The following is an 18,203-nucleotide window of genomic DNA, read 5'->3' on the forward strand; positions in this document are numbered from 1 at the left end:
CGAGTTCAGACGGGTTCAGACGCGGGCGATGAGATAGCGGAAGACGTTCGGCATCCAGACCGTGCCGTCCGGGCGCGTGTGCGGGTGCAGGGCCTCGGTCAGCTCCTTGTCGACCTGCGACCGGTCGGTGGCCGCCACCGCCGCGTCGAACAGCCCGGTCGACAGCAGGCCACGCACCGCGCTGTCCATGTCGGCGTATCCGAACGGGCAGGCGACCCGCCCCGAGCCGTCCGGCCGCAGCCCCGCCCGGTGCGCCAGCTCCTCCAGGTCGTCCCTCCCGCGGGGCCGCCAGCCCCCGGGCGTCCGCAGCGGGTCGGCGAGCCGGGACGCCACCCGCAGCACCGACGAGGTGGCACACCGCTCGGCAGGACCCCACCCGGCCAGGACGACCGGAGTTCCGCGCTCCGCCATCGCGGCCGCCTCCGACAGCGCCGATACGAGATCGCCCTCGGCGAACGGCTGCGGGTCGAAGGCCGTCACCAGGTTGAACCCGGGCCCACCGGGCTCCGCGACCTCGCCGGGGACGCTCCCCAGCAGCCGCGTACGGGCCGTGCGCACCCGCGCGCCGTCATCGGGCAGCAGCCGCTCCCGCGCCAGCGCGAGACGCTCGGCATCCGCCTCGGTCCCGGTGACGTGCGCGCCCCTGGCGGCCGCCATGAGCAGGGCGAGCCCCGAGCCGCAGCCCAGGCCCAGCACTCGCGTCGCAGGACCCACTTCCAGGCGCTCGTACACCGCCTCGTAGAGCGGCACCAGCATGCGTTCCTGGATCTCCGCCCAGTCCCGGGCGCGCCAGGACCGTGCGGGATCCGGGGGTGAAGCGGGGTGGACGTGGTGCTGCCGTACGAGCGTGGGTGTCATCGATGCGCCCCAATCCGCCGAGAGCTGTTGCCGCTTCTGCCTGACCCGCCCCCCTGACCGTGCCTGTTGCCGCATCCCCCAAGGGGCCTCTCCGGGCCGGAAGGTCCGGTGGAGGCCCGCATCCCCGATGCCAGATAACTGCCGATCCGTACCCGAGTCCAGAGGGTGTGCGAGGGGTGCTTGCGCGCACGCTTCCGTGCACCCCGCGTGCGCCCCCGGTTCCGGTCCGTGCACCCGCCGATTCACATTTCAGGGTGACACCGCCGTACCATCTCCGCCATGGCAAAGGCTCCCGTGCTCACACCCCAGGCGGACGACTTCCCGCGCTGGTACCAGGACTTGATCAACAAAGCCGAGCTGGCCGACAACGGCCCGGTGCGCGGCACCATGGTCATCCGACCGTACGGCTACGGCCTGTGGGAGCGGATGCAGCAGGAGATGGACGCGCGGATCAAGGCCGCGGGGGCCTCCAACGCCTACTTCCCCCTCTTCATCCCGCAGTCGTACCTGACCAAGGAGGCCGAGCACGTCGAGGGCTTCGCCCCCGAGCTCGCGGTGGTCACGCACGGCGGCGGCAAGGAGCTCGAGGAGCCGGTCGTCGTCCGGCCCACCTCCGAGACGATCATCAACGAATACTTCTCGAAGTGGGTGCAGAGCTACCGCGACCTGCCCCTGCTGATCAACCAGTGGGCGAACGTCGTCCGCTGGGAGATGCGGCCCCGGGTCTTCCTGCGCACCACCGAGTTCCTCTGGCAGGAGGGCCACACCGCCCACGCCACGTACGAGGACGCCCGCGACTACGCCGCGTACATCCACAAGGAGGTCTACGCGGACTTCATGGTGGACGTCCTCGGCATCGACGTGGTGCTGGGGCGCAAGACCCCCAAGGAACGGTTCGCCGGCGCGATCAACACCCTGACCCTCGAGGGCATGATGGGCGACGGCAAGGCGCTCCAGATGGGCACGAGCCATGAGCTCGGCCAGAACTTCGCCAAGGCCTTCAACACCCAGTACCTGTCCAGGGACGGCAAGCAGGAGCTGGTCTGGCAGACCTCCTGGGGCTCCTCGACGCGCATGGTCGGTGGCCTGATCATGTCTCACGGCGACGACAACGGCCTGCGCGTGCCGCCGCGCCTCGCACCCGTCCAGGCCGTGGTCCTGGCGATCAAGGGTGACGACGCGGTGATCGCCAAGGTCCGCGAGATCGGCGACCGGCTGGCTGCCGCAGGCGTCCGCGTCCACGTCGACGACCGCACCGACACGCCCTTCGGCCGCCGCGCCGTCGACTGGGAGCTCAAGGGCGTCCCGGTCCGGATCGAGGTCGGGCCCCGGGACATGGAGAACGGCACGGCGATGGTGGCCCGCCGTATCCCCGGGGGCAAGGAAGCGGTGCAGATCGAGGCCCTGGATGCGCTGCTCCCCAAGATCCTCGAGGACGACCAGGCGCTGCTGCTCCGGCAGTCGCGCGAGCGCCGCGAGTCCCGTACCTCCGACGTGACCACGGTCGGGGAGGCCGCGGAGGTCGCGGTTGCGGGCGGGTGGGCCCGGATCCCGTGGTCCGTGCTGGGCGAGGAGGGCGAGGCCAGGCTCGCCGAGCAGGCGGTCACGGTGCGCTGTCTCGTCGGCGAGGACGGGGCCGTCCCGGAGTCCGACGACGCCCCCGGTACCCTCGCGGTGGTCGCGCGCGCCTACTGAGCGCTGTGCCCGGGGCGGCCCTGCTGAAGGCTTCCTGGCTGATTCGCCCCGGCGTGCGGAGGTTCTCTACGCGCCGGGGCGTACGCGCGGGTACGTACCAACTTGGCGCGAGCTGCCCAGCTCCTCCGCAGATCTGCGCACCCGCCCTCGTCAGGACGCATGAGCGAAAACTGACTGGTACGTGCAAATTATTTGGGATGGCCCGGAATCGGAACACCAGGGCACTCAGAATCGTTCTTACGACGTGAGCACGACACCACCTGTTCTCGCCGCGGAACTGGCGCAGGCGTGGGCCGATATTCAACGGCACCACCCCGAGCTGCCGGATCTCGCCGCGCCCGAATCACTGATCGGAGAATCCTCGTCCGCCTGCGGCGCCGAGCTCTCCTTCGAACGGCTGCTCCACGAAGCCGTCCACGGCATTGCCGCAGCCCGCGGCATCCGCGACACCTCGCGGGCCGGCCGCTATCACAACCGCAGATTCCTCGCGATCGCCGAAGAGCTCGGTCTCGACCACTCCGACGAGCCGCATCCCAGCAGCGGCTTCTCCCTGGTCGTCCTCAGCCCCGAGGCGAAGAAGCGGTACCGGCCCACCATCGAGCGGCTGCAGCGCGCCCTGAAGGCGCACACGGCGGCCACGGCGGCGGACACCGCACGCAGCTTCCGGGGCCCGGCCGCCCGGCACGGCTCCTCCGGCGGTGGAGTGCGCGTCAAGGCCGTGTGCGACTGCGGGCGGAATGTGCGGGTCGTCCCGTCCGTGCTGGCCCAGGCGCCGATCGTCTGCGGCGGGTGCGGCAAGCCCTTCCGGATCCCCGAGACGGTCGCCGCCGCCTGACCGAGTGCCGTACGGCCCCGATGTGACATCGCGTCGTCACCGGGGGCGTACGGTGGTGCGCCCGCGGTGTGGCAGAATGGACCGCTGAGTACTCGGCAGCCGGTCCGGACCCCTCTCTCCCTCGGCTGACGCGTCCACCGAGCGCTCGGATCCCACCACCCCACGTGGAAGCCGTTGCGCTCAAACACGTCGTAGAGCAGGAGACACCACACCCGTGGCAGTCAAGATCAAGCTGAAGCGCCTGGGCAAGATCCGGTCGCCGCACTACCGCATCATCGTCGCCGACTCCCGCACCCGCCGTGACGGCCGGGCCATCGAGGAGATCGGTCTGTACCACCCGGTGCAGAACCCCTCGCGCATCGAGGTCGACACCGAGCGTGTCCAGTACTGGCTGGGTGTCGGCGCGCAGCCGACCGAGCCCGTTCTGGCCATCCTCAAGGTCACCGGCGACTGGCAGAAGTTCAAGGGCCTGCCGGCTCCGGAGCCGATGAAGGTCGCCGAGCCGAAGGCCGACAAGCGCGCCCTCTTCGAGGCCGCCGCCAAGGAGTCGGGCGAGGAGCCGAAGGGTGAGGCGATCACCCCGAAGGCGAAGAAGTCCGAGAAGAAGGCGGACGAGGCGGCTGCGACCGCTGAGTCCACCGAGTCGACCGAGGCCTGAGGATGCTCGAGGAAGCCCTCGAGCACCTGGTGAAGGGCATCGTCGACAATCCCGACGACGTGCAGGTCGCTTCGCGCAACCTGCGCCGGGGGCGCGTGCTGGAGGTCCGGGTCCACCCGGACGACCTCGGCAAGGTGATCGGCCGCAACGGCCGCACCGCGCGCGCTCTGCGGACCGTCGTCGGCGCCATCGGCGGCCGTGGCGTCCGGGTCGACCTCGTCGACGTGGACCACGTCCGCTGAAGCCAGCACAGCAGACCGGCACGGGCCGGGGAGGGGCTACGCCCTCCCCGGCCTTTTGCCGACGGCAGCCATCAATTGAGAAGCTCGACGGCGAGAACAACATCCGCGAGAGCGGCGGCGGTTCGGCCGCAAAGGGGAGCGCAACAGTGCAGCTGGTAGTCGCGCGGATCGGCCGCGCCCACGGCATCAAGGGCGAGGTCACGGTGGAGGTGCGCACCGACGAGCCGGAGCTGCGGCTCGCACCGGGTGCCGTCCTGGCCACGGACCCCGCATCGGCGGGTCCGCTGACCATCGAGACCGGCCGCGTCCACAGCGGCCGCCTGCTGCTGCGCTTCGAGGGCGTCCAGGACCGTACGGCTGCGGAGGCGCTGCGGAATACCCTGCTCATCGCGGATGTGGACCCGGAGGAGAGCCCCGAGGACCCCGAGGAGTTCTACGACCACCAGCTGATCGACCTCGACGTGGTGACCGCGGACGGCACCGAGGTCGGCCGGATCGCCGAGATCAGCCACCTCCCGTACCACGACCTGCTGGTCGTCGAGCGCCCGGACGGCAGCGAGGTCATGGTGCCGTTCGTCAGCGAGATCGTGCCGGAGATCGACCTGGAGGAGCAGCGGGCGGTCATCGACCCGCCGCCGGGCCTGCTCGACGAGGGTGAAACCGTATGAGGCTCGACGTCGTCACGATCTTCCCGGAGTACCTGGAACCGCTGAACGTCTCGCTGGTCGGCAAGGCGCGGCAGCGCGGGCAGCTCGACGTACACGTCCATGACCTGCGGAAGTGGACCCACGACCGGCACAACACGGTGGACGACACCCCGTACGGCGGCGGGCCCGGCATGGTCATGAAGCCCGAGCCGTGGGGCGAGGCGCTGGACTGGATCATCGAGTCCGGCTCCGGGACCGCGGCGGACGACGGCTCCGCCGCCGCGCGGCCCACCCTCGTCGTCCCCACCCCGAGCGGCCGCCCCTTCACCCAGGCCCTCGCCGTCGAGCTCTCCGAGCGCCCCTGGCTGATCTTCGCGCCCGCCCGCTACGAGGGCATCGACCGCCGGGTCCTCGACGAATACGGCGAGCGGCTCGAGGTCCACGAGGTCTCCATCGGCGACTACGTGCTGGCCGGCGGCGAGGCCGCGGTCCTTGTCATCACCGAGGCGGTCGCCCGGCTGCTGCCCGGCGTGCTCGGCAACGCCGCATCGCACGAGGACGACTCCTTCGCGCCGGGCCGGATGGAGAACCTCCTGGAGGGCCCCGTCTACACCAAGCCCCCGGAGTGGCGCGGCCGGGGCATTCCCGAGGTCCTGCTGAGCGGCCACCACGGCCGGATCGCGCGCTGGCGTCGCGACGAGGCGTTCCGCCGTACGGTCCTGAACCGCCCCGATCTGATCGAGCGGGCCGACCCCGCCGCGTTCGACAAGCACGACCGCAAGATCCTCGCTGAGCTGGGCTGGGACGTGAGCGAGTCGAAGCCCGTCGACAGCGGGCCAAAGCGCCGGGAGGCGAGCGAGCGGGACGGGGCGGGGCCGGACGGCAGATTTGGGCGGTCGGCCCAGGTCGTGGAAGAATAAGCCGCTGCTGTGTGCGTCCGGCGCGCGTCCCCTGCCACAGGGGGAACGACGCCCGCCCGACGGTGCGGCACCCGAACTCATCCCGACATACCGCTGATGACCTGTGGCATCAGCGAGGAAAGCAGACGATCATGTCTCACCTTCTCGACACCGTCGACGCCGCGTCGCTGCGCACCGACGTCCCCGCCTTCCGCCCCGGCGACACCGTGAACGTCCACGTGCGTGTCATCGAGGGCAACCGCTCCCGCATCCAGCAGTTCAAGGGCGTGGTCATCCGCCGCCAGGGCGCCGGTGTGCGCGAGACCTTCACGGTCCGCAAGGTGAGCTTCAGCGTCGGCGTCGAGCGCACCTTCCCGGTGCACAGCCCGATCTTCGAGAAGATCGAGCTCGTCACTCGCGGTGACGTGCGCCGTGCCAAGCTCTACTACCTGCGCGGGCTGCGCGGCAAGGCCGCGAAGATCAAGGAGAAGCGCGAGAGCTGAGCTCCTGCCGGGCGTCCGGGTCCGGCCGGATAGGCTCTGGACCCGATGGACACCGACGCACAGCTTTCGGAGCGCGACCGCTCTTCCGGCCCCGGCGAGGGGCGTGAACAGAGGTCGCGCTCCCTGCGTATTCCGGGGAGGGGATCGCGGGGGAAGGAAGCTCCAAAGGAAGCTCCGGGGAAGGAACTTCCGGCAAAGGAGGAGGAACGGCCGTCCTGGCTCCGGCGGCGCGGGCCATGGCGGCGCGCGGCTCTGCTGGCGGGGCTCTGCGCGGTTTTCCTCGGGCTGCTCAGCGCCTGTGTCGTCCAGCCCTTCCTGATCCCCAGCGGATCGATGGAGCCGACGCTGAGGGCCGGGGACCGGGTGCTGGTGAACAAGCTGGCGTACCGTTTCGGTGATGAGCCGCGGCGGGGCGATGTGGTGGTCTTCGACGGCACCGGGTCGTTCGACCGCGGCGGACCGACCGGGAACCCGGTGACAGGACTGCTGCGGAAGGGGGCTGCCGCAGTGGGACTGGCCGAGCCGGACGAGACCGAGTACGTCAAGCGCGTGGTCGGCATCGGCGGCGACCGGGTCACCTGCTGCGACGAGCGGGGGAGGATCACAGTGAACGGCCAGGCGGTCGACGAGGAGTATCTCTATCCGGGCGACGCTCCGTCCCAGGTGCCCTTCGACATCGTGGTGCCCGGAGGCAAGTTGTGGATGATGGGCGACCACCGCAGCGAGTCCCGGGACTCGCGCGACCATCTCGGGGAGCCGGGCGGGGGCATGGTCCCGGTGGAACGGGTCATCGGCCGAGCGGACTGGATCAGCTGGCCGTACGACCGCTGGGCCGAGCTGGAGCACAGTCGTACCCGACACGGGCACGGGCATGGGTAACCGCGGCCGGCCGCGGTACGGCGCGCACCGCCACGACACCCGGCTGCCCACGGGCACGCGCCCGACGACGGGGCGGGTGACGCCTGGGCGCGCCGAGCGACGCAAGGCCGCGAAGCGGATCAAGCGGCGCCGCCGCGGCAAAGCCGTGCGCGAGGTGCCGATCCTCATAGGTGTGGCGCTTTTCATAGCTCTGGTGCTCAAGACCTTTCTCGTCCAGGCCTTCGTCATTCCGTCCGGCTCGATGGAGCAGACGATCCGGATCGGCGACCGGGTGCTGGTGGACAAGCTCACTCCGTGGTTCGGGTCCGAGCCGCAGCGCGGGGATGTGGTGGTCTTCAAGGACCCGGGCGGCTGGCTGGAGAAGGAACAGACCACGACCACCGAGGACCCCGTGGTGGTCAAGCAGGTCAAGGAGTTCCTGACTTTCATCGGCCTGCTGCCGTCGGAGGACGAGCAGGACCTGATCAAGCGCGTCGTCGCGGTCGGCGGGGACACCGTCAAGTGCTGTGACACGGACGGGCGGGTCACCGTCAACGGCACACCGCTGAGCGAGCCGTATCTGCACCCGGGGAACGCCCCCTCCGAGATGAAGTTCAGCGTGAACGTGCCGCCCGGCCGGATCTTCGTCATGGGTGACCACCGGGACAACTCGGCCGACTCCCGCTTCCACTTGGACGAGCCGGGCAGTGGAACGGTCGCCGAGGACCTCGTGGTCGGCAGGGCCGTGGTGATCGCATGGCCGTTCGGCCACTGGCAGCGCCTCGAGGAACCCGGCACGTATGCCTCGGTGCCCGACGCGGGCGGTGCGACGACGGCCGCAGGCCCCGCTGCCTCTAGGCTGTCGTACGGGACCGGGGCCGACTGGTCCCGGCGATCCCCCGAAGTGCAAGTGACGACCTCTCTCCCGACCCCTGCGGAACTCCCGCTCGTTATGGGAGTGGTGGGCCTGCACCGTGCGTGGGGCAGGCGGCAGCGTGGAGTGAGGAGTGGATGTGGGGGATTTGGCGGTCGGCGCACGATCCGGTCACGAAGAGCCCGAAGGGCGGCCCGAAGAACAGCCCGATGAGCGGCCCGACGAGGGGTCAGGTGAGCGGCCGGACCAGCGGCCGGACGGGCTCGCTGAGTCACCCGCGGAGGAGGACAGGGGCCGCCGCGTGAAGCAGCAGAAGAAGCAACGCTCCTTCTGGAAGGAGCTGCCGATTCTCATCGGCATCGCGCTGCTGCTCGCCCTCCTGATCAAGACGTTCCTGGTGCAGGCGTTCTCGATCCCCTCGGACTCGATGCAGGACACGCTGCAGCGCGGCGACCGGGTGCTGGTGGACAAGCTGACCCCGTGGTTCGGCTCGAAGCCGGAGCGCGGCGAGGTCGTCGTCTTCCACGATCCGGGCGGCTGGCTGGGCGAGGCGCCGCAGTCCGACGCCGGGCCGGTGGCCGAGGCCATCCAGAACGTGCTGAGCTTCATCGGCCTCATGCCATCCTCCGAGGAGAAGGACCTGATCAAGCGGGTCATCGCGGTCGGCGGGGACACCGTCGAGTGCAAGGGCGGCAACCAGCCGGTGAAGGTCAACGGCAAGGCGCTGGACGAGCCGTACCTCCGCCCGGGGAGCTCGCCCTGCCTGGACAAGGCGTTCGGGCCCGTGAAGGTGCCCGAGGGCCGGATCTGGGTGATGGGCGACAACCGCCAGAACTCCCTGGACTCGCGCTACCACCAGAACCTGCCGGGCAAGGGCACGGTCTCGGAGGACGACGTGGTCGGGCGGGCGATCGTCGTGGCCTGGCCGCTGAGCCGCTGGTCCACGCTGCCCGTGCCGGGCACCTTCGAGCAGCCGGGTCTGGGCGAGCAGCTGGGGCTGAACGCGGCGGGTGCCGTGGCCCCCGGCGCTCTGGGTCTCGCCGGCGCGGTCCCGCTGGTGCTGTGGCGCCGGCGGCGGCTGACTGCCGGGGGTACCCCCGGGTAAGGTGCCGCCCAGACTCTGACGGACGCGAGGGGCTGGGATGGGCACTGCGGTACGTACCGGTGGTACGGGTGGCGGCAACGGCGGACTGGGCGGTGTGCTGTCCGGTCTCGCCGTCGCGGTCGGCTGCGTGCTCTTCCTCGGCGGCTTCGTCTGGGGCGCGATCCTCTATCAGCCCTACACCGTCCCGACCGACTCCATGGCGCCCACCGTGGACGCGGGGGACCGGGTGCTCGCGCAGCGCGTGGACGGCAGCGAGGTGCGGCGCGGGGACGTCGTGGTCTTCACGGACAAGGTCTGGGGCGATCTGCCGATGGTCAAGCGGGTCGTGGGTGTCGGCGGGGACGAGGTCGCCTGCTGCGACGAGCAGGGCCGGCTGACGGTGAACGGCAAGCCGGTCGAGGAGCCGTACGTGCGCGGCGGCGAGCCTGCTTCGCCGGACGGATTCGACAGCAGCGTGCCCAAGGGGAACCTGTTCCTGCTGGGGGACCACCGCAGCACCTCGCAGGACTCGCGGGTTCACCTGGCGGACAGCGACCACGGGTCCGTACCGCGAGGAGCCGTCAGCGGACGGGTGGAGGCGAAGGCGTGGCCCCTGGACGGGTTCGGGATGCTGGCGCAGCCCACGTCCTTCGGGGCCCTGCCTGGTGGCATCTCGGAGCCCGGCCCACTGCGGCTGATCTTTGTAGGAGTGGTGGCGGGAGCGGTGCTGATCCTCGGCGGGGCGGCGTACGGGCCGCTGGCGCGGCGCGCGGAGCAGCGGCGGAAAGAGCGGGCCCGTGTCCGGCACGCCTGATGCGCCTGACACATCCGATCTGTCTGGAACGCCTGATGCATCCGGAACGTCCTACGTGTTCGGCGAATCCGACGAGCGGAAGGTCGCGCGGGTCGTGCTGCTCGACCCCGCGGACCGGATCCTGCTGCTGCACGGCTTCGAGCCCGCGGACCCCACCTCGACCTGGTGGTTCACCCCGGGCGGCGGGGTCGAGGACGGGGAGACGCGTGAGCAGGCGGCGCACAGGGAGCTCGTGGAGGAGACGGGGATCACCGATGTCCGGCTGGGGCCCGTGCTGTGGCGGCGCAGTTGCTCGTTCCCGTTCGACGGGCGGCGCTGGGACCAGGACGAGTGGTACTACCTGGGCCGCACCGACCGGACGCGGACCGAGATGAGCGGGCAGACGGATCTGGAGCGGCGGAGCGTCACGGGCCTGCGGTGGTGGACGTACGAAGAGCTGTCCGCGACGCATGAGACGGTGTATCCGACCAGGCTCGCCGAGCTGCTGCGCAGGCTGCTCGACGAGGGTCCCCCGAGCACGCCTGTGGTCCTGGCGACAGAAGTCGTCTAGCGCCCACGCGTCTGACGCACAATAGGGGGACGCACGGCTGAAGGGGAACATGCCATGAGCGCCGAGGACCTCGAGAAGTACGAGACCGAGATGGAGCTGAAGCTCTACCGGGAGTACCGCGACGTCGTCGGCTTGTTCAAATATGTGATCGAGACGGAGCGGCGCTTCTACCTCACGAACGACTACGAGATGCAGGTGCACTCGGTCCAGGGTGAGGTGTTTTTCGAGGTCTCGATGGCCGACGCGTGGGTGTGGGACATGTACCGCCCGGCGCGCTTCGTCAAGCAGGTTCGCGTCCTCACATTCAAGGATGTGAACATCGAGGAGCTCAACAAGAATGACCTCGAGCTGCCATCCGGGGAGTCCGGCTTCAACGAATAACTCGATGGGGTGGCCGGGTTTTCCACAACCGACGAGTTATCCACTCTCGGCGGCCATGATCCACTGAGCGCCTCAGGATCCGTCACAGTCGGTGACGGAGGTGGGGCTCATGAACGCGCGGGGAGCGCTCGGCCGCTACGGGGAGGACCTGGCGGTCCGCAGGCTGGCCGAGGCCGGAATGAGAGTCCTGGAGCGCAATTGGCGCTGCCGGGCCGGTGAGATCGACATCGTCGCCCTGCACGGCGACGCGCTGGTGATGTGTGAGGTCAAGACCCGGAGGGCGGGGGCCTACGAGCATCCGATGGCGGCCGTCACACCGCGCAAGGCCGAGCGGCTGCGGCGGCTGGCCGAGCGCTGGCTCGCGGACCGCTGGCTGGAGCGGCACGGCGGGCCGCCGCCGGGCGGCGTGCGGATCGACCTCGTCGGGGTGCTGCTGCCCCATCGCGGGGCGCCGGTCGTGGAGCACGTGCGGGGGGTGGCGTGAATGGCGTTCGCCCGTACCTGCTCGGTCGCCCTGGTCGGCGTCGAGGGTGTGGTGGTCGAGGTCCAGGCGGACCTGGAGCCCGGTGTCGCGGCCTTCACGCTCGTCGGGCTCCCCGACAAGAGCCTGGTGGAGAGCCGGGACCGGGTCCGTGCCGCGGTGGTCAACTCGGGGGCGGGATGGCCCCAGAAGAAGCTCACGGTGGGGCTCAGCCCGGCGTCGGTGCCCAAGGGCGGCAGCGGTTTCGATCTCGCGGTGGCCTGTGCGGTGCTGGGGGCGGCCGAGCGGATCGATCCGCGGGAGATCGCGGACCTGATGATGATCGGCGAACTCGGCCTCGACGGGCGGGTGCGCCCCGTGCGGGGCGTGCTGCCCGCGGTGCTGGCGGCGGCCCAGGCGGGCTACCGCCAGGTCGTCGTTCCCGAGCGCACGGCAGCAGAGGCGTCGCTGGTCCCCGGGGTCTCGGTGCTCGGCGTCCGCAGCCTGCGCCAGTTGATCGCGGTCCTGTCCGACGAGCCCGTCCCCGAGGAGGACGAGCTCGCTGCGGACGGCAGACCCGATCCGATGCTTGCGGGGCTCACGGTGCCGGGAGCGGGGATGGGCACGGGCCTCCTCCCCGGTGGCGCGGAGAGCGGACAAGCGCCCGACATGGCGGACGTCGCGGGACAGCGCGCGGCGCGCCTGGCGTTGGAGGTCGCCGCGGCCGGAGGCCATCACGTCTACCTCAAGGGCCCGCCGGGGGCCGGAAAGACCATGCTGGCCGAACGGCTCCCCGGCATCCTGCCGCCGCTCTCCAGGGACGAGTCCCTGGAGGTCACCGCGGTGCACTCGGTGGCAGGGCTGCTCCCACCGGGCAAGCCCCTGGTGGAGTCGGTGCCCTACTGCGCCCCGCACCACTCGGCCACCATGCCGTCGCTCGTCGGCGGCGGGAACGGGCTGCCCCGGCCGGGGGCGGTGTCTCTGGCGCACCGCGGGGTGCTCTTCCTGGACGAGGCCCCGGAGTTCAGCGGCCGCGTCCTCGACGCGCTGCGCCAGCCGCTGGAGTCGGGCTACGTGGTGGTCGCCCGGAGCGCCGGGGTGGTGCGGCTGCCCGCTCGCTTCCTGCTGGTGCTCGCCGCGAACCCGTGTCCGTGTGGGCGGCACACGGTCCGTACGGGCTGCGAGTGTTCGCCGTCCCTGGTCCGCCGGTACCAGTCACGGCTCTCCGGGCCGCTGATGGACCGGGTGGATCTCCGGGTGGAGGTCGAGGCCGTGAGCCGGACGGAGCTGGTCGGCACGGCCGCGGGCGGCGAGACCACCGAGGCCGTGGCAGGGCGCGTACGGGCGGCTCGCGAGCGGGCGGCCGCGCGCCTGGCGGATACCCCCTGGCGGATCAACAGCGAGGTGCCCGGTCATGAACTGCGTACCCGATGGAGGCCGGCGCCGGGGGCGATGTGGGAGGCCGAGCACGACATGGAGCGCGGGCTGCTCACCGCCCGCGGGCTGGACCGCGTACTGCGCGTCGCGTGGACGGTCGCCGATCTCGCCGGGCGGAACCGCCCTGCGGCCGGGGATGTGACGCTCGCCCTTCAGCTGCGCACGGGCGTCAACCGCGGTGCGGTCACGGCGGGCGGTCCGCGATGAGCCGCCGCGACGGCGAGCCGCGGCTTGCCGGGACGGAGGCAGCGGTGGACGCCGGGGCCGCCGGGGACGAGCCTGCGATGGTCGCGGACGGGCCCGGGGTTGCCGGGGCGGAGCCCGGAGGGCCCGGAGTTGCGGGAGTCGAGCCCGGGGTAGCCGGGGACGGGCCCGGGGTGGCCGGGGACGAGCGCGGCGTGGCTGGGGACGAGCTCGGCGTGGACGAGGAGGAACGGCTGGCGCGGGCCGCGCTCTGCCGGGTCGTGGAGCCAGGAGACGTGGTGGCCGGTGGCTGGCTGCGGGAGCTCGGGGCCGTGGAGTTGATGCGGCTGTTCTGCGGGACGGGGAAGCCGCCGTCGAAGGTGAGCGTGGGGCGGATGGCCGGATACCGGATACGCGCGGCCCGGCTCGACCCCGCCGAGGACCTCGCCGCGGTCCAGGCCTTGGGCGGCCGGTTCGTGTGTCCCGGGGACGGCGCATGGCCGCGGCAGCTCGACGACCTCGGGGACGCCCGCCCGATCGGGCTCTGGGTGCGGGGGCGGCCCTCGTTGCGCAGGTGGGCGCTGCGCTCGGTCGCGGTCGTCGGTGCGCGGGCCTGCACGGACTACGGCGCCCACGTCGCCGCCACGCTCGGCGCCGGGCTCGCGGAGACCGGCTGGGTCGTGGTGTCCGGAGCCGCGTACGGGGTGGACGGCGCCGCCCATCGCGGGGCGCTCGCCGCGGAGGGCGCGACCATGGGCGTGCTCGCCTGCGGCGTGGACGTGGCCTATCCCCGCGGACACGCCGAGTTGATCGCCCGTATCGCGGAACGCGGGCTGCTGGTGGCGGAGTTGCCGCCAGGCGGGCATCCCACGCGCAGCCGGTTCGTGCTGCGCAACCGCGTCATCGCCGCGCTCACCCGGGGGACCGTGGTGGTCGAGGCGCAGTACCGCAGCGGCTCGCTCGTCACGGCGCGGCATGCGCAGAAGCTGGGCAGGGCCACCATGGGCGTGCCCGGCCCGGTCACCTCCGGCCTCTCGGCCGGTGTCCACGAGCTGCTCCGCGGCGAGGCCGTGCTCGTCACCGACGCGGCCGAAGTGAACGAACTCATCGGAAGCATCGGCGATCTGGCCCCCGAGCGGCGCGGACCGGTCGTCGCGAGGGACCTGTTGGATCCGGTCTCGGCGAAGGTGCTGGACGCGTTGCCCGCACGGGCCGTCAGGGACGCGCGGGGGCTGGCCCGGGACGCGGGCACCGGATATGAGGAGGCGTTGGCAAAACTGTACGAACTGCAGTCACTGGGGTTCGTCGAACGGCACGGCGAACGGTGGCAGTTGGCCCGGTATTCACGGGCCTTCGGTGGTGCCCCGCGAGGCGGTCCTTGACCTGCGGCGTTCGGGTGACAGGGTTGGGCCGATGACCGCAACAGCCGACTTTGTGTTCCGTTCACGGCCGAAACGCGTCTGCCGTGCCGTAACCCTGCGGTGCGGTATGCGGAACGTATCTGCCCCAGCGCGAACCCTCAGCCTTCGCACGTTGCGACAGGTCAGTCACGCTACGCTCACAAGCGTTCCGACCAAGACAGACGTCCTCACCCCGGTGACGGCAGAACGGCTCAAGGCGACGAATGCCCCAGCACACATCCGGGCCTGATCGCGCGGCAGTGCCACCCGCCGCCCGCGGCAGCGTGCGCCCCGCCGCACCCTCGTCGCTCGACGAACTGTGGCGGTCGTACAAGGCCACGGCTGACGGCCGACTGCGCGAGCAGCTGATCCTGCACTACTCGCCGCTGGTCAAGTACGTGGCGGGCCGGGTCAGCGTGGGCCTGCCGCCCAACGTCGAGCAGGCGGACTTCGTCTCCTCGGGAGTCTTCGGGCTCATCGACGCCATCGAGAAGTTCGATCCCGACCGTTCCATCAAATTCGAAACGTATGCGATCACCCGGATCCGCGGGGCGATGATCGACGAGTTGCGCGCGCTCGACTGGATCCCCCGCTCGGTCCGGCAGAAGGCCCGTGCGGTCGAGCGCGCCTACGCCACGCTGGAGGCGAAGCTGCGGCGCACCCCCACCGAGGCCGAAGTGGCCGAGGAGATGGACATCGGGCTCGATGAACTGCACAGCGTGTTCAGCCAGTTGTCGCTGGCCAACGTGGTCGCCCTGGAAGAGCTGCTGCACGTCGGCGGCGAGGGCGGCGACCGGCTCAGCCTCATGGACACGCTGGAGGACACGGCTGCCGACAACCCGGTGGAGGTCGCAGAGGACCGGGAGCTGCGGCGGTTGCTCGCCCGGGCCATCAACACCCTGCCGGAGCGCGAGAAGACCGTGGTCACCCTCTACTACTACGAAGGACTCACGCTCGCGGAGATCGGCCAGGTCCTGGGCGTCACCGAGAGCCGGGTCAGCCAGATCCACACGAAGTCCGTGCTCCAGCTCCGGGCGAAGCTGGCCGATGTCGGACGTTGAATGCGCCGATCCCGAAAATCCGCTGAATCGTCCCTTCGCCCTCACCGCCCTCGTCGCCCTGTCGTGATCTCGCCGTGCGCACTGCCACCGCAGGGCGGGCGTCCGTAGAGTGGTGGCGTGCCCAGGATTCGAGCGGCCTCCGTGGCCGAGCACCGGACCATGCAGCGCAACGCCCTGCTGGACGCTGCGCGCTCCCTGCTGTCCGAAGGCGGCACGGAGGCACTGACCTTCCCCGCCCTCGCCGAGCGCACCGGACTCGCGCGGTCCTCGGTCTATGAGTACTTCCGCTCGCGCGCTGCCGTCGTCGAGGAGCTGTGCGCCGTCGACTTCCCCGTCTGGGCCGCGGAAGTCGAGACCGCCATGGAGCGCGCCGGCACACCCGAGGACAAGATCGAGGCGTACGTGCGGCAGCAGCTGGCGCTCGTCGGGGACCGGCGGCACCGGGCCGTCGTCGCGATCTCGGCGGGCGAGCTGGACGCTGGAGCGCGCGAGAAGATCCGGGCCGCGCACGGCGGGCTCATCGCCATGATCGTCGAAGCCCTCGGTGCGCTCGGCCACGAGCAGCCGCGGCTCGCGGCGATGCTGCTGCAGGGTGTCGTGGACGCTGCGGTGCGTCGTATCGAGCTCGGTGCGGCCGAGGACCCGGAACAGATCACCGAGGCCGCGGTGGCGATGGCCCTGCGCGGCGTCCGGGGCTGACCGGCCGGCGGCCGAGGCCGGGCCCGCCCGAGGCGCCGGCACCCCGAAGACCGGGAGCAGGCGGGAAGGACCGCTGCGCAGCATCCACGCCGGAAGCAGTGACAGTGGATCGAGATAGCGGTTCCCGCGCAGCAGCCCCCAGTGCAGGCAGCCGGCCGGGCAGTGGAACGGGCCGTCGTCCAGCACACCGACCTGCTGTCCCGCCGCCACGCGGTCGCCCTTCCTGACGCTCGCCCGCACGGGCTCGTACGTGATGCGGAGCGGAGGCGCGCCTGTGCCGTCCAGTTCGATCGCCAGGACCCGGCGGCCCCCGACGCTCCCCGCGAAGGACACCCGGCCCGCGCCCGCGGCCCGTACGGCCCGGCCCGGCCGCGCCGCGAGATCCACCCCGCGATGCCCGGCGCCGTAGCGCGACGCGGGCGGCTCCCACCCCCGCGCCACCGCCGGGCGCAGCCCGCCCGGCGCACCTTCCACCGGCCACGCCCGCCCGCCCCGGGCGGAGGCCCCAGGCCGTCCGTCGTCCGCCGACGCGACAGGCATCACCCCGGTGGGCAAGGACAACAGCAGGAGCGAAAGAAGCGGCGAAAGAAGCAGCGAAAGAAGCGACGACAGAAGGGGAAGCAGAAGGAGAGAGCGGAGGGGCATGACGGCCCATGGCCGCGCACGGGCCCGCTCCACCCCCGCGCACACATCGTGATCGCGTCTCATGCCCCGACCATGACCTGTTCCGCCACCGCGCAGGGATCATGAGCGAAAGCTGTGGACTACCCGCCGGTTGTGGACAAGTGCGTCACCCGTGCGAGTGGGATCAGCGGTGGAGACGACCGGTCGCCCCAAGGCCCCTATGGGCCCGCCAGGAGGCCGCCGTGTGTCGCTCGGCGGCTCGGCGGTCCCGTACACTTCTGGTGGCGATCCGGGTCACCGGGTCGACTTCGCACGCCCCGCCGCCGGCGCTCCCGCGTCCCCTTGGGCACGTCCCATCGGGCCATCGGGCAGCTCCGCGGCCGCGTCCCTCGGTCCACGGCAGGCCTCGCAAGAGCGCCCTCCATGGCAGACGCGCCGGGGCGTCAGGCACGGCGGCCGCCCGGCCGGCGTGGAACCGAGCACCTCAAGGAGTACGGCCATGGCCGTCGTCACGATGCGGGAGCTGCTGGAGAGCGGCGTCCACTTCGGGCACCAGACCCGCCGTTGGAACCCGAAGATGAAGCGCTTCATCTTCACCGAGCGCAACGGCATCTACATCATCGACCTGCTCCAGTCGCTGTCGTACATCGACCGCGCCTACGAGTTCGTCAAGGAGACCGTCGCGCACGGCGGCTCCATCATGTTCGTCGGCACCAAGAAGCAGGCCCAGGAGGCCATCGCCGAGCAGGCGACCCGGGTCGGTATGCCGTACGTCAACCAGCGCTGGCTGGGCGGCATGCTCACCAACTTCTCGACCGTCTACAAGCGCCTGCAGCGCCTGAAGGAGCTCGAGCAGATCGACTTCGAGGACGTGGCCGCCTCCGGCCTCACCAAGAAGGAGCTCCTGGTCCTCTCCCGCGAGAAGGCCAAGCTGGAGAAGACCCTCGGCGGTATCCGCGAGATGCAGAAGGTGCCCAGCGCCGTCTGGATCGTGGACACCAAGAAGGAGCACATCGCCGTCGGTGAGGCGCGCAAGCTCAACATCCCGGTCGTCGCGATCCTCGACACCAACTGCGACCCGGACGAGGTCGACTACAAGATCCCGGGCAACGACGACGCGATCCGCTCCGTCACCCTGCTCACCCGCGTGATCGCCGACGCCGTCGCCGAGGGGCTCATCGCCCGCTCCGGCGCCGCCGAGGGCAAGGGCGAGAAGGCCGCGGGCGAGCCGCTCGCGGAGTGGGAGCGCGACCTGCTCGAGGGCGAGAAGAAGGCCGAGGAGCCGGCCGCCGCCGCGGCCGAGAAGCCCGCCGAGAAGCCTGCCGAGAAGCCGGCTGACCAGCCCGCCGAGAAGCCGGCCGAGGCCGCTGCCGACGCCCCGGCCGCGGACGCCCCGGCCGCGGACGCCGAGCAGGCCTGACGACACCGTCACGACCGACTC

At 71.3% G+C, this 18,203-nt stretch carries 20 protein-coding genes and 1 pseudogene; 19 read left to right on the forward strand and 2 right to left on the reverse strand.

What is annotated here, in order from left to right:
- Nucleotides 1-15: 15 nt before the first annotated feature.
- On the reverse strand, nt 16-858 hold the full coding sequence (locus ACTWP8_RS06275) for a class I SAM-dependent methyltransferase (RefSeq protein WP_443321128.1): 843 nt from the start codon (nt 856-858) through the stop codon (nt 16-18).
- 279 nt (nt 859-1,137) lie between these two features.
- Here ACTWP8_RS06275 and proS point away from each other — a divergent pair, with 279 nt between their 5' ends.
- The 18 genes from proS (at nt 1,138) to ACTWP8_RS06365 (ending at nt 16,138) form a co-directional block, all read left to right on the forward strand.
- Entirely contained in the window at nt 1,138-2,553 is a 1,416-nt protein-coding gene (gene proS, locus ACTWP8_RS06280) for a proline--tRNA ligase (protein WP_443321129.1), read from the forward strand.
- A gap of 244 nt (nt 2,554-2,797) precedes the next feature.
- Nucleotides 2,798-3,388 (forward strand): hypothetical protein, encoded by a 591-nt coding sequence (locus ACTWP8_RS06285; RefSeq protein WP_443317952.1) that lies wholly within the window; start codon nt 2,798-2,800, stop codon nt 3,386-3,388.
- Between the two features lie 214 nt (nt 3,389-3,602).
- Nucleotides 3,603-4,046, forward strand: coding sequence for a 30S ribosomal protein S16 (gene rpsP / locus ACTWP8_RS06290; RefSeq protein WP_443317953.1), 444 nt, complete (start codon nt 3,603-3,605; stop codon nt 4,044-4,046).
- Between the two features lie 2 nt (nt 4,047-4,048).
- Nucleotides 4,049-4,288, forward strand: a complete 240-nt coding sequence (locus ACTWP8_RS06295; protein ID WP_003973401.1) for an RNA-binding protein — start codon at nt 4,049-4,051, stop codon at nt 4,286-4,288.
- A gap of 146 nt (nt 4,289-4,434) precedes the next feature.
- Nucleotides 4,435-4,956 carry a ribosome maturation factor RimM gene (rimM, locus tag ACTWP8_RS06300; RefSeq protein WP_443321130.1) on the forward strand — a complete coding sequence of 174 codons (522 nt, stop codon included), beginning with the start codon at nt 4,435-4,437 and terminating at the stop codon, nt 4,954-4,956.
- Nucleotides 4,953-5,855 (forward strand): tRNA (guanosine(37)-N1)-methyltransferase TrmD, encoded by a 903-nt coding sequence (gene trmD / locus ACTWP8_RS06305; RefSeq protein ID WP_443321131.1) that lies wholly within the window; start codon nt 4,953-4,955, stop codon nt 5,853-5,855. Before rimM ends, trmD begins: the two co-directional genes overlap by 4 nt.
- 131 nt (nt 5,856-5,986) lie before the next feature.
- Nucleotides 5,987-6,337 (forward strand): 50S ribosomal protein L19, encoded by a 351-nt coding sequence (gene rplS / locus ACTWP8_RS06310; protein WP_443321132.1) that lies wholly within the window; start codon nt 5,987-5,989, stop codon nt 6,335-6,337.
- A gap of 45 nt (nt 6,338-6,382) precedes the next feature.
- Nucleotides 6,383-7,216, forward strand: coding sequence for a signal peptidase I (lepB, locus tag ACTWP8_RS06315; protein ID WP_443321133.1), 834 nt, complete (start codon nt 6,383-6,385; stop codon nt 7,214-7,216).
- The gene (gene lepB, locus ACTWP8_RS06320) at nt 7,209-8,282 is read left to right on the forward strand and encodes a signal peptidase I (RefSeq protein ID WP_443321134.1); all 1,074 of its coding nucleotides are present in this window, start codon (nt 7,209-7,211) and stop codon (nt 8,280-8,282) included. The genes lepB (ACTWP8_RS06315) and lepB (ACTWP8_RS06320) overlap by 8 nt, the downstream gene beginning before the upstream one ends.
- On the forward strand, nt 8,218-9,174 hold the full coding sequence (gene lepB / locus ACTWP8_RS06325; RefSeq protein WP_443321210.1) for a signal peptidase I: 957 nt from the start codon (nt 8,218-8,220) through the stop codon (nt 9,172-9,174). The genes lepB (ACTWP8_RS06320) and lepB (ACTWP8_RS06325) overlap by 65 nt, the downstream gene beginning before the upstream one ends.
- 37 nt (nt 9,175-9,211) lie before the next feature.
- Nucleotides 9,212-9,967, forward strand: coding sequence for a signal peptidase I (lepB, locus tag ACTWP8_RS06330; RefSeq protein WP_443321135.1), 756 nt, complete (start codon nt 9,212-9,214; stop codon nt 9,965-9,967).
- Nucleotides 9,968-10,022: 55 nt separating this feature from the next.
- A complete protein-coding gene (locus tag ACTWP8_RS06335; protein ID WP_443321136.1) occupies nt 10,023-10,517 on the forward strand; it encodes an NUDIX hydrolase in 495 nt (164 codons plus the stop codon).
- A gap of 54 nt (nt 10,518-10,571) precedes the next feature.
- A complete protein-coding gene (locus tag ACTWP8_RS06340; protein WP_360846720.1) occupies nt 10,572-10,898 on the forward strand; it encodes a DUF2469 domain-containing protein in 327 nt (108 codons plus the stop codon).
- A gap of 109 nt (nt 10,899-11,007) precedes the next feature.
- Nucleotides 11,008-11,382 (forward strand): YraN family protein, encoded by a 375-nt coding sequence (locus tag ACTWP8_RS06345; protein WP_443321137.1) that lies wholly within the window; start codon nt 11,008-11,010, stop codon nt 11,380-11,382.
- Nucleotides 11,383-13,002 carry a YifB family Mg chelatase-like AAA ATPase gene (locus ACTWP8_RS06350; RefSeq protein ID WP_443321138.1) on the forward strand — a complete coding sequence of 540 codons (1,620 nt, stop codon included), beginning with the start codon at nt 11,383-11,385 and terminating at the stop codon, nt 13,000-13,002.
- On the forward strand, nt 12,999-14,360 hold the full coding sequence (dprA, locus tag ACTWP8_RS06355) for a DNA-processing protein DprA (protein WP_443321139.1): 1,362 nt from the start codon (nt 12,999-13,001) through the stop codon (nt 14,358-14,360). The genes ACTWP8_RS06350 and dprA overlap by 4 nt, the downstream gene beginning before the upstream one ends.
- Nucleotides 14,361-14,602: 242 nt before the next feature.
- Entirely contained in the window at nt 14,603-15,439 is an 837-nt protein-coding gene (gene whiG, locus ACTWP8_RS06360) for an RNA polymerase sigma factor WhiG (RefSeq protein ID WP_443321140.1), read from the forward strand.
- Nucleotides 15,440-15,598: 159 nt separating this feature from the next.
- Complete coding sequence (locus tag ACTWP8_RS06365) at nt 15,599-16,138, forward strand: TetR/AcrR family transcriptional regulator (RefSeq protein ID WP_443321211.1); 540 nt, start codon at nt 15,599-15,601, stop codon at nt 16,136-16,138.
- Nucleotides 16,139-16,303: 165 nt separating this feature from the next.
- Here ACTWP8_RS06365 and ACTWP8_RS06370 read toward each other — a convergent pair.
- A pseudogene (locus tag ACTWP8_RS06370) lies at nt 16,304-16,846 on the reverse strand (peptidoglycan DD-metalloendopeptidase family protein); the annotation flags it as partial.
- A 415-nt stretch (nt 16,847-17,261) separates the two neighbouring features.
- On the opposite strand from ACTWP8_RS06370, the gene rpsB reads away from it, so the two are divergent.
- Entirely contained in the window at nt 17,262-18,182 is a 921-nt protein-coding gene (rpsB, locus tag ACTWP8_RS06375; RefSeq protein ID WP_443321141.1) for a 30S ribosomal protein S2, read from the forward strand.
- The last annotated feature ends 21 nt before the right edge of the window (nt 18,183-18,203 follow it).

This window comes from Streptomyces sp. 7N604 (assembly GCF_052245475.1).
Classification (GTDB): domain Bacteria; phylum Actinomycetota; class Actinomycetes; order Streptomycetales; family Streptomycetaceae; genus Streptomyces.